Source organism: Neolewinella lacunae (genome assembly GCF_014349155.1).
Taxonomy (GTDB): domain Bacteria; phylum Bacteroidota; class Bacteroidia; order Chitinophagales; family Saprospiraceae; genus Neolewinella; species Neolewinella lacunae.
In genome coordinates this window covers 83,702-98,064 of sequence record NZ_JACSIT010000149.1, presented here as the reverse complement: position 1 = coordinate 98,064, position 14,363 = coordinate 83,702, and the positions used below count along the sequence as shown (strand labels likewise).

Genomic DNA, 14,363 nt, shown 5'->3' with positions numbered 1-14,363 from the left:
GTCCGGGGGCCAGTACCGCTGCTGGGTGACAGGGTAATCCAGCCGGCGTTGTCGCTGGCCGACCAACTGGTGCAAGTACCCGCTACGTTGAAGGAGCCGCTGGTGGTGGTAGCACTCGGGGAAAGTTGGGTGGTGGAGACGGTGAGGGTGGAGGCCGCAGCAGCCTGCGTCACCGTTATGGTTCGGGTAATGTTGCAGCCCGAAACGGTAATGGTGCCCGTTCGGGAACTGGTAGAAGTATTGGCCGTGTAGGTGACGTTGACCGTCCGGGGGCCAGTACCGCTGCTGGGGGATAAAGTGATCCAGCTGGCCGTGCTGTTGGCCGACCAACTGGTGCAGTTGCCCGCTACATCAAAAGAGCCGCTGGTGCTTGTCGCGGAGGGGGAGAGTTGGTTTGTAGAAACCGTGAGGGTACTTGCAGCGGGAGCGACGATCTGGAATTCAATACCGTTATTAAAACTACCATCTTCCACTTGTGCCCAATCTCCACCGTTGGGTCGGAACCAAGCCAGGATTTGGTAAGTTCCAGATGTTTGGGGGAGTGTAAAATTATAAGTCAAAGCTCTAGTGCTATTTGGACTTAGGCTAGTGATGGCCCTCTGTTGAATTTCACCTAGATAGTTATCACCTTGATACAAATCGATAGAAACGTCACCATTAAAGCTACTGGAACCTGCATTTCGGACGGTGAAAGTAGCTTGAGCTGCTTGATTTTGGATAATGGGGTTAGGCGTAAGTGTTATATTGTTGTTCATTCGTAGGCTTCCTCCGCCGCTAGTTCCCCCAGTCACGATAAGGTTAGATTCATTGCTAAAATTACCGTCGGCAATTTCTGTCCACTCCGATGTTCCAGTTGGTCGGTACCATGCGACAATGCGGTAAGTTCTGGCCGGATGATCCATGAGAAAACTACCCGTGTAATTGGATGAAAAAGTGCAATTTGGGCAAAGACTAAAAACGGACGACACCCCCAAGGCTTCCACGAAAGAACCATCGGTTTCGTTGATGGTCATAAACAGCTGTCCGTTAAAAGTTGTGCTCGAAGTATTTCTTACGTTGAAACTAAATTGGACGTTTTGCCCCGAAGCCACACTACTTGGGTTCAGCGCAAGGCTTGTTGCCATAGTAAGCCCTTGCGAACCACCAGTGCTGCATACCAAATTATTGCGAGCATTAGCTGCATAAAAGGCCGCCCGAGCCAATTGCTGCGGAGAAAAAAAGTCCCTGCAAGAATGCCTTGAATAGGACATTATATTTCTCGGATTGGGATTAAAAAGCTGTCCATTGGCATCAGTAGAATTACCGACATAAACACAATTGGTATTAACCAGATAAACGGAACAGTTTGGCCCCTGTAGATTTGGATCGGCCGGTGTATCGCAGACATTATCCCCGCGGGAATTGCACTGTACCCCATTCACCAATTCATCTGTAACTTCGCAGTTTGTCTTGCCATGCGTATGATAAAGGCCAAGGTAATGACCGACCTCATGAGCAAATGTATTCCCTGAGGTCATACAACTAGCTGCTGTAACTAACAAATCCGGCGCATTACTCCATGGAAAATAGGCATACCCACAAAGGTCATTCCCGTCAGCTGTTAACGTACCCCCAGGAATAAAAATATTCAAAACATCCTCAACTCCATGAGCGTTATAAATAGAGGCTTCTTGACTAGAGGAAAAATTATAAAAGGTAGAGCTTTGAATTATATTCGGCGCACCACACTCTACAAACTGTATATTTGCGGGGGCATATAAGGCATTCAAATTAGCCAATGCTGTATTCCATTGGGCAATCGATAGACCACCACTGCCATTACTTTGCCTAATGATGTGTGCCCTGACGGGGATGACGGTCATTAGCTGTTTAGATTTCAATTTAGCGTCAGAGGCGAACCATTGAGTAAAGGCATCGACTTTAGATTGCAAGCTGTCCATCACCTTTATCGCTCGACCAGAAGGAACTGCTCCACACCCGGGCGGAACAGTTTCAAAAGAAACATCCAAAGCATCTTGCCACCAGGAACCCTGATATACCTTATTAATGGAATCACGAGAATGGACCTGTGACTCTTGAACCCTCATATACTGATTCGATTGGGAGTTCAAAGGACCAAACCCTAAAAAAAATAGCAAACACCATACTAATGAGCGAGTTAGGCCGACAGGAAACGAACAGAATAGTGGGTTCATAATTATTTCAGTAACTAGTTGAGCAACTTTGAAAAGTTCATAACTGGTCTAAGTAGCAATATTTAAGACTAAAGCTACCACGTACAGAATACGCTAAAAGCCCCCGTTATACACTTTGTCTGTTTTTTTATATTTTTGGTTGTTTTTCATTCACAACTGGTAAAACAACCCCCGCACCGCCTGCTGCTGGCTTCGCGAAACCGGCACCCGGTACTCCCCCAGCAGCAAAAAGTAGGAACTGCCCACTTTGTCAATCCCTTCTACCTGACTACAGTTGATCAAATAGCTGTGATGACAGCGAAAGAACATGTCCTCCGGCAAAACCTGAACGAGGCGCGAAAGGCCATAACTCACGATGACTTCCTCCCCTGCCGCCAGACAGATGGCCGAATAGCTTTTCTCCGCCCGGCAGCAGATGATGTCCGCAAACCGAACAACCCGATACCCGTTGGATACCGGCAACAGTAAAGCAGCAACATTCGCTTCGGAGCGTTCCTTTTCTCTGGGCATGAGGCTAAGAATTGACTTCTTACCTCATTAGTGCCCAGTTTTGGTCCCGAGGTAAACAAGCTCGGGCAACTTTTTTCAAAAAATTTCAAAAAAAGTTACCCCCCTAATACCCAGCATTCTGCCGCAACGCCGGATTGGCCAGCAACTCCGCCTCCGGGATGGGGAACAGGGCGCGGTACTCCGGCGTAAAGGTGCCGGCCGCTACGCCGCCTTTCCACGGCCAGGTGCGGTTGGTGGTGAATTGGCCAAAGCGGATGAGGTCAGTGCGGCGGTGGGCCTCCCAGTGAAGTTCCCGCGCCCGCTCGTCCAAGAGGTAATCGAGGTGGAGGTCGGCGTCCGTCAGCAGGTCTTCGGCGCCCGCCCGCTGCCGCAGGGCATTGAGGTATTCCAGGGCCGTAGCCCGCTCGCCACCCGCCGCGCCGCGCAGGGTCGCCTCCGCGTAGGTAAGGTAAATTTCGCCGAGGCGGAAGAGGGGGAAGTCCGTATCGGGAAAGGTTTCGTTGCTGCCCGGCACCCCGGCCTGGTCGAGGTTGCGGTATTTCGGCAGCGCGTAGCCTTGCTGGAAATCGCTGACCCGCTCAATTTCCAGGCGCTGCCCGGCGGTGTAAAAGTCAGCCCGCCGGTCGGGGAAAGCTTGCCGGGTGAACAGTTCCACCAGCGCGGAAGTGGTGCGTAAACCCGCCCAGGCCCCGCGGACGCCGTAATCCTCGGGCCGCATGCTCCCTCCCAGTGCGGCGTGGATCAGGTAAGTCATACCGCCCCAGGTCTGGGTATTAAGCCCGTCGAAAGGGATGGCAAAGATGATTTCCGGGGAGGTGTGGTTGTCGGTCAGAAAGAGGTGGCGGTAATCCTCCGCCAATCGGTATCGACCGGATTGTATGATTTTGCGGCAGGCTTGCAGGCATTCATCGTAGCGCAAGCGGCCGGTATAGACCTCCGCATTCAAAAAAAGGCGGGCCTGCAGCGCCCACACGGCGGCGCGGTCAATGCGGCCGTACTGCTGCGCCCCGGGCTCGGGCAGGTAGGCCAGAATATCGTGAAGTTCGCTTTCGAGAAAGTCGAAAAGGATGCCGCGGTTGGATTGGGGGAGCGGCGCACCGCCTAAAGGATTGTTTTCGGTGTAGAGTGGGATGGCCCCAAATAGGTCCATGCCTTGGAGGTAACTCAGCGCGCGCAGAAACCGGGCTTCGGCGCGGTAGCCAGGCACCCGCCCCCGCGTAGCGTCGCTGACGTTGCGTTGCCGCAGCTTCTCTTCCGTGCTCTGCCGGAGAAATTCATTGACCTGGGCCACCTGAAAATAAATGCGGCTGTACATGGTGCGGACGAACTGGTTATCGCTCGTCCAGGTGTGCGCGTGCAGGTCGGGCAGCCCGTCGTCGGTCCAGCCAATGATGGCTTCTTCGGTCGTCAGTTCCTGCAATTGCCAGTACTGCCGCAGGTAACTGGAAAAACCCTCGTCCATATTTTGCAGGTCGGGGGCTCCGGAGGGACCTTGCTGCCCGGTCACGGCCAGGCCCGCATAAAGCCGGGCGAGGCTGGCGGCGTAGGCACTCTCGTCGGCAAAAAATTGCTCGGTAGCCTCCAGCGAACGAGGCTCCACTTCCAGCTTCAGGCAGCCCGAAGCAGTCCACAGCAGCAGCGAAAGGAGCAGGATCGACCGGTTCAAAGTAGTTGGTTTTGGGCGCGTCCGCAGGTGCCCGGGGAAGGGATAAAGAGCCAGGGACGTCGGGCAAAAACGCACCCTCCGGCCCCCTGACTTTGCTCCTTATCCCCTACCCTGCACCTGCGGCAGCGCCCCTCAAAACGGATTAATTCCGCGTGAGGGTGTACGTGTAGATCGGGCCATTGAGGTTGAGCTCGATGGTGTAGTTGCCGGATTCCGTGATGGGAATATTGGCACCGCCGTACTCCATTTTCAGGTCGGCACCGTTGTCGCCCAAATCGAGGTCCCAAGCGTCGTTGGCGCGGAACTTGATGGCGTTGTCACCGCCACCCACGAGGTCGAGGGTAAGGGTCAGTGTGCGGTTTTCGGGGTCGTAAACCATGTCCGTATCGGAATCCCATCCCGTGGGGGTGGCGCTGCCGATCACGCCCCAGCTGGTGGGGGTAACGGTGTAGGTACGGTCGTTGATGTTGACGTTGAGGCGGTGCATGCCCTGGCCGGGCGCGACAATGTTGCTACCGGCATCGTCGAGGATGCCGTCGCCTTCGTTGTCGCCAAAGTTGCCGTTGTCCCAGTTGGGCGCATCGGTAAACTTAAACTCCGTGTTGGGATCGGGGAAGAAGGCGTAACCATCGTAAATGCCGTTTTCGGGAACGGAGTAGATGACGGTCGATTCGTCGCCTGGGTTCCAGCCCTGGTAAGCACCGGGGACGAACAGGCGGGGGTACACGCGCTCCGCTTCGAAGGGCGTAACCGTCAGGGTCACGGGCGCGGAGAAGATCACGTTGTTGTCCGCTGGCCGGCCCACCTGGGCTTTGATGCGGACCTGGATTTGCTGAGCCACCCCACCTTCGCCGCCGCGGGAGATGAGGTAGTTGTTCACCGTACCGTTTTTGACGGGGGCCGTGGTGGCGTTGACCGCAGGGACGAGCGGAGTGGCGCTGGCGAAGTTGTTGCCCGCCAGGTCTACCTCGACGGTGTAGGTTGCCCCGGCCTGGAAGCCGAAATCGGCCGCCGTCCAGGTAAACGTGGTCATGGTTTCCTCTTCCGTTCCTTCGGCAATGACGAAAGCAGTGCCCTCAGTGGGTGCAGTGATGGAGGCGGGGTCTCCAAGGCTTAAGACGGGATCGAAGGTTTGCTTTTCGCAAGCGAAAAAGCCGATCGACAGCGCCAGCGAAGCGATGAGAATGGTTTGCTTAAACATGGTTGCTAATTTTTTAATTGGATAGCGAAAGGAAGGTGGGTGGCCCGGACGGTGCTGCCCAGGCCACCCGCCGCTTTAGTATCCGGTGTTTTGTTGAAGGTTGGGGTTCGCGCCGAGGTCGGCAGCGGGGATGGGGAAGACGTCCCGGAAGGCAGCCGTCTGCGTACCTTGCAGCGTACCGCCTTTGAAGGGCCATACGTACGTTCCGTCGGTAAACTGCCCGAAGCGGACGAGGTCCGTGCGACGGTGGCATTCCCAGTAGAGTTCGCGCGCCCGCTCGTCGAGGATGAAGGGCAGGTTGAGGTCGCTCCGCTGGATGTTACCGGAAGTGTTGCCGTAGGCGCGTTCCCGCAGTTCGTTGATGTAACCAACGGCTTCATCGATGCTGCCGCCGCTGCCGTTGCGCAGTACCGCTTCGGCGTACATCAGGTAGACATCGGCCAGGCGGAACATGAGGAAGTCGGTATCGGGGAAGGTAAGGTCAGAGCCTACCACGCCGTTGCGCGTCACGTTTTTGAATTTGGTGATGGCGTAGCCCTGGGTGAACTGGGATACGTCGGTGATCTCGAGGCTCTGCCCGTCGGTGTAGAACATTGCGCGGCCGTCGGAGCTGGGGACTTCGATGCCGTAGGTATAGTCGGGCTTATTGAGGAACAGGCTGACTTTGTAGACGCCGTCGCGGGCAATGGCGATGTTGGCACCGTTTTGCTCCAGGAGGCCATTGGCACCGTCGTCGCCGTAGTTGAGGTCCCAGGCGTCGTTGGCGCGGAACTTGATTTCCTGGCCGCCAACCAGCGCTACTTCCAGTTCCCAGGCCCCGGTTACGGGGTTGTAGGTCATGTCGGTATCGTTGTCCCAGCCACCGGGGGTAGCGCTGCCGATGAGGCCAAACTGCATGGGGGTAATGGAGTAGGTCAGGGCGTTGAGGTCAACGTAGATGCGGTAGTAGCCGGGGGCTGCTACCGAGAGGTTTCCGCCGCCCGCTTCCAGGGTACCGTCTCCTTCGTTGTCGCCGTAGTTTTCGTCCCAGCTGCCGCGGGCAAACTTGAATTCACCTGCTTCGGCGAAGTAGGCGTAGCCTTCGAAGGTATTGGCGTCGCCTTTCTGGGCCAGGGCCGTAGCGTTGTTGGCGGGGTCCCAGCCTTGGTAGGCCCCGGGCACGTTCAACAGGTTGTAGCTGTTGTTGGGGTCTTGAGGGGCTACCACGACCTGGCCGCCGCCGCCGGCCGAGGGGAATTTATTGACGAAGGCGCTGGTGGCCCGGGTACCGCCCCAGCCGCCGTCGAGGCCGAAAGCCAGGGGATCCATGCTGCCGCCTACGGCCGCGTGAGTGATGAAGGTCATGCCTCCCCAGGTGCGGGTATTCTGGCCATCAAAAAGTACGGCAAAGATCGTTTCGGGGCTGTTGCCGTTATCGGCCACGTACAGGTTGGCGTATTCCGGCTCCAGGCTGTAACCAGCCTCAATCACCTTTTTGCAGTAGGTGATGCAGTCGGTATTGCGGTCCTGGCCGACGTGGGCTTCGGCATTCAGGTAGAGCTTAGCCAGCAGGGTCCATACGGCGGCCTGGTCGGCCCGTCCGTATTCGTTCTGCCGGGCAGCCACCATGGTGGACTCAATATCCAGCAACTCGCTCTCGATGAAGGCGAAGAGTTCGTTGGCGTTGATCTGCTCGGGGAAGAAAGATCCTACGGCATCCTCCTCCGTTACGAAGGGCACGTTGCGGAACAAGTCCAGGGCGTGCCAGTAGCTGAGGGCGCGCAGGAAGCGGGCTTCGGCGCGGAATACGGCGACCTGATCGGCTACGGTTCCCGTTTGGCCACGACCAGCGAGCTTTTCCTCGGTAGTTTCACGGATGAATTCGTTGGCCAGGGTAATCTGGTAGAAAATCCGGTTGTACATGGCCGTGATGAACTCGTTGGAGGAGTTCCAGTCGTGCTCTTCGTAGTCGTGGATGTTGCCGTCGTTCCAGGCGATGACGGCCTCGTCCGTCGTCAATTCCTGGGCTTTCCAGTACTGGCGCAGGTAGGTAGAGAATCCTTCGTCAATGCCACTGATGTCTGGCAAACCAGCGGGGCCCTGCTGGCCGGAGACGGAGAGGCCAGCGTAGAGCTTGGCCAGCACCTGCTCGTAGGCAGCGGGGTCATCGTAGACGACGTCGGCCGTGGCGAGGTCTTCGTCCAACGGCACGGTGTCCAGGTCATTGAAACAGGCCGTAAAGCCCAGCGAAAGCAGCAAAAGCAGCAGGCTGCCGAGAAGTTTGTGCATTTTTAACATGATAGTTTACGGTTTAAAAGTTAACACCAAGACCAAAGAGAATGGTTCGGGCGCGGGGGTAAATGTTGTTGTCGATGCCACCAAAAACTTCGGGGTCGATGCCTTCGTAGTCGGTGATTACGATGGGGTTTTGCACGGTCAGGTAGGCCCGCATCGTGCTGCCTGCTCCTACCACATCGTCGAAGCGGTAGCCCGCCGTAATGTGGTCCAGGCGCAGGAATGAGGCGTCCCGGATGTAGAAATCGCTGAAGTACTGGGCCGTGGTAAAGTCCACGTCCGCAATGTTGGGGACGGTATTGGTCAGGAAGCCGGTACTGTTGACGAGCGCGTCGTAAAGGGCGCGGTTGGAAAGGTTGTTGTCGTAAACGAAGTTTCCGAAGCTGGCACGGCCGGCGAAGGAAAAGTCGAAGTTATTGACGTTGTAGTTGGTCGTAAAGCCCAGGAAGGCTTGTGGGGCGGGGTTCTTGTAACGGTACAAATCGCTGGTATTCACCATCCCGTCTCCGTTGCGGTCTACGTAAACGCCCTCCACGGGAACGCCCGTTTCGTCGTAAACCTGCTCGTAAACGTAGAAGGAGCTGGCGGGGAATCCGACGCTGTGGATCTGGATGTTGTTGCCCACTCCGCCGGCGATGCCACCCGTGGGGACACCCACGTAAGCGGGGTCTTCGGTAGCCGTCAGGCGCGTAATCTCGTTGCGGTTGACGCTCACGTTGACGCCAATCTGCAGGCTGCTGTTTTCCGTCCGGATGGGCTCGCCATTGACGCTGATCTCAAAGCCGCGGTTCTCCAGGTCACCTACGTTGGAGGTGATGAAGTTGGTCAGGTTAGTACCGGCGGGAACGGGGATGAAGTTGAGCAAGTCAGTGGTGGTGCGTTGGTAAACTTCAATAGAGCCGTTCAGACGGTCGTTGAAAATGCCGAAGTCTACGGCAATGTTGGCCGTCGTGGTTTCCTCCCATTTCAGGTTGGCATTGTAGCCCTCGGGGCGCAGGGTGGTAACGAAACGGTCACCAAACTGGTAGCGGGCATTGGCCAGGCTGGCCTGGTAAAAGGCCTGCGATGGGTAGAATCCACCCGCTTCCTGCTGCCCCGTCACACCGTAACCGACCCGCAGTTTGAGGGCGTTGAGACCGCGGGGGTTGTTGTCCACGTCGATGAGTTTGTAAGCTGCCGCAGCGGAAGGAAAAAGGCCAAAGCGGTTCGCCTCGCTGAAACGGGAAGAGCCGTCGCGGCGCAGGGTACCGGTCAGGATCAGGCGGTCGGCAATGGTGACATTGGCCCGTCCGAAGAGGGACAGCAGGTAGTACTCCTCCGGGTTGGTATTTTCTTCCACTTCCGTTCCGTCCAGGTTAGAATTGCGGAAGAAAGATTCACGGAAAAAGTTTTGCCAGGAATAACCGCCGAGTACGTCCAGGCGAATGCCGTCGAAGTCTCTGTTGTAGTTGAGGTAAAACTCGAGGAGTTCGTTCTTCTTATCCTGGCTGTAGATATTGTCCGTTCCACCGGCGTTACCCGCGTCGAAGGCGAAGGCGGCGTAGGAGGGCACAAAGATGGAGCCTTCCCCCTTGGAGCGGTCGTAGGCGAGGTTCAGGTTGGCGCGCAGGGCGGGGATGAACGCAAAGCGGTAATCGGCCGTGAAATTGGCGATGTAGTGGTTTACCGTGGAGTTGTCCTGGCGCTGCCGCAGCAGGGCCAGCGGGTTGCTGGGTGCCAGGGTATTGGGATTGCTGTTGTTCAGCTGGGCGGTGTAGTTGTAGCCGCCGAAGTTGTTGTCCTGAAACACGGGCTGGGTGGGGTCAAAAGCAAGTGCCGCCCCAATCGCGCCGCGGTTAGCGAAGCGGTTCTGGGAGTTGGCGCCCTTGATGCCAAAGTTTAGTTGCAGGCGGTTTTCGAAGAAGCCCGGGTTGAGGTTCAAGCCGTAGGAAATCCGCTCAAAGCGGTCGGTCTTCAGCACGCCCTGCTGGTCGGTAAAACCAACGGAGACACGGTAGGGCAGCGACTTGATGGCGCCGGTAGCGTTTACGTTGTGGTCCTGGAAAAGGCCATTCTGGAAAATAACGTCTTGCCAGTCGGTGTTGGCTTCGCCGAGGTAACCGACCTGGGGGCTGCCTTCACCGAAGCGATCGGTGATGAGGCTGCGGAATTCATCCGCACTGAGCACGTCGAGGGTGCGGGCGGGGTTGCTCACGCCTACGCTGCCATTGTAGCCCAGCTGCAGTTTGCTGCCCGCCGTGCCTTTCTTAGTGGTGATGATGACTACCCCGTTGGAGGCGCGCGAGCCGTAAATGGCCGTCGCGGAGGCATCTTTCAGCACGGTAAAGGTTTCAATGTCGTTCGGGTTGATAAGGCTCAAGGGGTTGCGGCTGCCGCTGATGCCGTCCGTCGGCAGGGGCACCCCATCGATGACGATCAGCGGGTCATTCGAGGCGCTCAGGGAAGAACCACCCCGGATGCGGATAGTCGCTCCACCGCCGGGTCCGCCGTCGGTAGTGACCTGGACACCGGCCACCTTGCCCGCCACGAGTTCCTGGGCGGAGGAAATGGCCCCCTTGTTAAATTCTGCGGAAGAAACGGTTTCTACCGATCCCGTGGCATCTTCGCGCTTCACCGTTCCGTAGCCAATCACCACGATCTCTTCGAGCTGCTGGCCAGACTGCATGCGGATATCGATTACCGTCTGCGTACCTACCGTAATGCGCTGGGTGCCGTAACCCGTGTAGGAAAGTTCAATTTCCGTTACGCCTGCCGGAAGAGTGAGCGAGTACGTTCCGTCAATATCGGAAACAGTGCCCGATTGCGTACCGACGGCCAGAATGTAGGCACCGATCAAAGGTTCGCCACTGTCTGCGTCGTAAACAGTACCCGTAATGGTACTTTGGCCGAATGCCGTCTGCGCGGCCAACAACAGGCCGAACAGCAACAAGCTGCCCTTCAAATGATAGAATAGTTTAAGCTTCATACTATTGCTTGGTTAGTTGTAATAAAAAATTGTGCTTTGCCAGTCCTGGGTGAGTGCCCCAAGACCAACAAATTAAAGTTTGTCAAAAGCTGGTATTTACCCCCAGCAGAAGGGTTCTGGCCGTGGGAAAAAGCAGGTCGTCAATACCGTAACGGGGTACGGAGGGGTTGCCACTGGCGTTGCCCACTTCGGGGTCAAGCCCCCGGTACGCCGTCAGGGTAAATACATTTTGCAGGGATACGTAACACTGGGTCAGGCGGGCCGCTTTTTTCACCGGCAGGGTATATTCCAGCGTCAGCGCGTCCATTCGCAGGAAGGCAGCGTGCTCCACGTAGTAGTCCGAAAAGAACTGCGGGGTGCGGAAGCCGCTTAACTCAATGGCGCGGGGGACGTTGAGCAATTCCGGTTCACTCAGGATGCGGTTGTAGTTTTCGCTGGAGGCCGCCAGGTTATTGTAAACGTAATTCCCCACTTGCCAGCGCAGGGCCGTCCGCAAGCCAAAGCCCCGGTAGGTGAGCCGGCTTTGCAGCCCGCCGTGGAAGCGGGGCGAAGGTTGCTGCCAGGCCCGCTTATCCCGGTCGTTCACCACGCCGTCGCCATTGGTGTCTTCGTAGATATCGGCCAAATCCGCCTGGCCATCACCGTTGTGGTCCACGCCATCGGGCAAAGGCCGGCCCTGGGCATCGCGGCGGTGGACAAAAACATAAAAAGCATTCAACGGCTGCCCAACCTGGTAGACCTGGATGGTATTGCCCGTCCCTCCGCTGATGTTTCCAGTGCTGATCGCACGGAAGTTCAGTTCCGGACTGGGTCCCAGGGACAAAATCCGGTTTTGGTTGGTGGCCAGGTTGAAGCCCAGCGACCATTGCCAGGCTTTGCCCTCCACCAATTTGGCATCCACGCTAAATTCTACCCCATGGTTGCGGATGCTGCCGATATTGGTCAATACTATATCCGAAAGGTTGGACCCCGCTGGCACAATGACCCGCGAAAGCAGGTCTTTGGTCGTAGACTGGTAAGCCTCCAGCGTGGCGTGCAGGCGCTTGCCAAAAAAGCTGCCCTCCAGGGCCAGGTTCGCGCTCGAGGTCTGTTCCCATTTCAAATCTGCGCTGACCGCATTCGGCCGCGCCGTAGTGAGAAATTCTTCGCCGAAGGGGTAGCGCACCGTTGCATCGCCGAGGGTGATGGTGGGCAGGTACTGGTAATCCCCGATTTCCTGGTTGCCCGTAAGCCCCCAGCCCGCCCGCAGCTTGAGTTCGTCCACCCAGCCCCTTTGCCGCTGCATAAAAGGTTCTTCACTGATCCGCCAGGCCAGCGATACGGCCGGGAAAGAAGCCCAGCGGTGGAGGGGACTGAACCGGGAGGAGCCATCCACCCGGAAGCTGGCCGTCAGGAAATATTTGTGCCGCCAGTCCAGTCCCGTGCGGCCGAATACCGAAGCCAGGCGGTTTTCCTGAAATGCTTCCAGGCGGTTTTCGCGGTCGCTGGCGGGGATGCGCCCAAAGGCATAGTCCGATCCCTCAATACCCAGATAACTCTCTACGGGGTAATGGGCTTGAAAATGCTGGTACGTATAGCCAGCCGTCAGGCTGGCCCCCAAACGATCATCGGCGTAACGGTGCGCGTAGTTCAGGTAGGTTTCCACCAGGCGGTTATCCCGCTGCTGCGGTGCGTAGCGGAATTCTCCCTTGTTGACGTACTGATAGCGCACCGTAGAAGGTGCAAAGAGGTTGCGTACGCCATCCGTACGGTCATTCCCCACAAATACGGTGGCTTCCAAGCCGGGGATTTTGGCGGGCAGGTAGCGCAAACGCAGGTTACCGAGCAGGCGGAAAACCCGGCTCTCATCGCGGACTAGGTTCGCCTCGGCCAGGGGGTTTTTTATTGTCAGGTCGTTGTCGTACTCAAAGTAGCCGCCCCAGGGGCTGCTGGCATCCCGGAGCGGCTGGGTAGGATCGAAGGCATAGGCATAGCTGAAGATGGAAGGGGCCACGAAGCGATCGTGCAAACGCGCCATTTTGACATCGGCCTGCAGTTGTAATTGGTGGTCGAGAAAGTCGCGGCGTCCGCTCAGCGCCGCACTCAGTCGCTCACTCCCCGCTCCCACCACGATGGATTCCCGCTGTAAATAACCAAGCGAAATCCGGTAGCCCCCGCGATCATTTCCCGCGCCGTAGCCCAGCGTATGCTGCTGGCTGAAGGCGGGGCGGAGAATGGCCGCCTGCCAGTTCGTATTCGCTTCACCCAATTCCGCCAGGCGATGGGGTGCCAGGCGACCCACCAAATCCCGGTAGCCCGCTGCGTCGTAAACGTCCAGGGTGTTGACCGCTTCGGCACCCGCTATCCAGGCATTGTAGGTGAGCTGACCAGGCTGGTGGAGCCGGCTCTTCCGGGTTTCAATCAAGACCACCCCATTGGCCGCCCGCGAGCCGTATATCGCCCCGGCTGCGGCATCTTTTAAAACCGTTACTTTTTCTACATCGGCAGGGTTAAGGGCGTTGAGGGGATTGCGCCCGGGCTGCAACCCGTAAGGTGCGTGCGGACTGTTATCCACCGGCATCCCATCAATCACGTATAGCGGCTCGTTGCTGGCGTTCATGCTGCTGCTGCCCCGGATGCGCAGGCTTTGGAACGCCCCCGGCTCCCCGTTGCCACCCAATACCTGTACCCCCGCCACCCGGCCCTGTAACCACTCCTGCGGCATTAGCATCGCCTGGGCGTGCGCCAGTGCATCCCGCTCTACCTGGGCAACGCTGGCCGTAGCTTCCGTTGCCTGGATCGTCCCATAGCCGACAATCAGGACTTCCGGCAAGGCTGCCCCAACGGGTTTTAAGCGAACCTGCGCGCTTTCCCCCCGGTGCAGGGTCAGCTGACGCGTACCGTAGCCGAGGTAGGAAAACTCCAATTGGGTAGTCTCCGCAGTGCTGGGGAGCGTAAACTGCCCCCGGCCATCACTGACCGTGCCTTGGCTGGTACCCAGCACCCGGATGCTTACGCCCAGGAGCGGTTCGCCGTTTTCGTCCAGTACCGTACCCCCGACTCCTCCCGCCAGGGCGATTGCTTTGCTTTCGCGTTGGATCTCCCGCAACTGCCGCCCGGGGTCGGCGTCGGCCCGCAATACCCGTAGTCTGGTTCCGCCGTTTTCGATGCGATCCAGTTGCCGGACCTTACGCCGCAGGCGGGAGGCTTCGCGCCGCCCTCGCTCACTGGCCTCAAAAAGAACGAAGTATTTGTCGCCCAAAACCTCGTAACCCAGATTGGTCGGGGTCAGGAGCCGCTCAATGGCATCCTCCAGAGATTCGCCTTCGGCGGGGATAAAGTCTACCTCCTTTCCCGCAATTTTTGCCGCATCGTAGGTAAAAAATACCCCGTACCGCCGGCCCAGCTCCTCCAGCATCTCCGCCAGTGGACGCGGATCCTCAGGAGTACCCACGCCACCGCCCGCCACCACCGAAGCCGGGGCGCAGAGACTGAGCGCTAAAACGGTCAGTACAGTCAGCGATAAAGACGGTACTTTATTAAACATAATCGACTTAATGGCCCATTGCTCCG

The 14,363-nt window shown here is 57.5% G+C and carries 7 protein-coding genes; all 7 read right to left on the bottom strand.

The window, feature by feature from the left end; genetic code table 11:
• Positions 1-2,087, bottom strand: a 2,087-nt coding sequence (locus H9S92_RS18430) for a BACON domain-containing protein (RefSeq protein WP_222936166.1), incomplete at its 3' end; no start/stop codon positions are given.
• A gap of 258 nt (positions 2,088-2,345) precedes the next feature.
• The gene (locus H9S92_RS18425) at positions 2,346-2,705 is read right to left on the bottom strand and encodes a LytR/AlgR family response regulator transcription factor (RefSeq protein WP_187468172.1); all 360 of its coding nucleotides are present in this window, start codon (positions 2,703-2,705) and stop codon (positions 2,346-2,348) included.
• Positions 2,706-2,808: 103 nt separating this feature from the next.
• Positions 2,809-4,371 carry a RagB/SusD family nutrient uptake outer membrane protein gene (locus H9S92_RS18420; RefSeq protein WP_222936165.1) on the bottom strand — a complete coding sequence of 521 codons (1,563 nt, stop codon included), beginning with the start codon at positions 4,369-4,371 and terminating at the stop codon, positions 2,809-2,811.
• A gap of 142 nt (positions 4,372-4,513) precedes the next feature.
• Positions 4,514-5,572, bottom strand: a complete 1,059-nt coding sequence (locus H9S92_RS18415; RefSeq protein WP_187468171.1) for a SusE domain-containing protein — start codon at positions 5,570-5,572, stop codon at positions 4,514-4,516.
• Positions 5,573-5,647: 75 nt separating this feature from the next.
• Positions 5,648-7,840: a RagB/SusD family nutrient uptake outer membrane protein gene (locus H9S92_RS22395; protein WP_187468170.1), complete on the bottom strand. Its 2,193-nt coding sequence runs from the start codon at positions 7,838-7,840 to the stop codon at positions 5,648-5,650.
• A gap of 22 nt (positions 7,841-7,862) precedes the next feature.
• A complete protein-coding gene (locus tag H9S92_RS18405; protein ID WP_187468169.1) occupies positions 7,863-10,811 on the bottom strand; it encodes a SusC/RagA family TonB-linked outer membrane protein in 2,949 nt (982 codons plus the stop codon).
• Between the two features lie 82 nt (positions 10,812-10,893).
• Positions 10,894-14,337: a SusC/RagA family TonB-linked outer membrane protein gene (locus tag H9S92_RS18400; protein ID WP_187468168.1), complete on the bottom strand. Its 3,444-nt coding sequence runs from the start codon at positions 14,335-14,337 to the stop codon at positions 10,894-10,896.
• Positions 14,338-14,363: the final 26 nt, after the last annotated feature.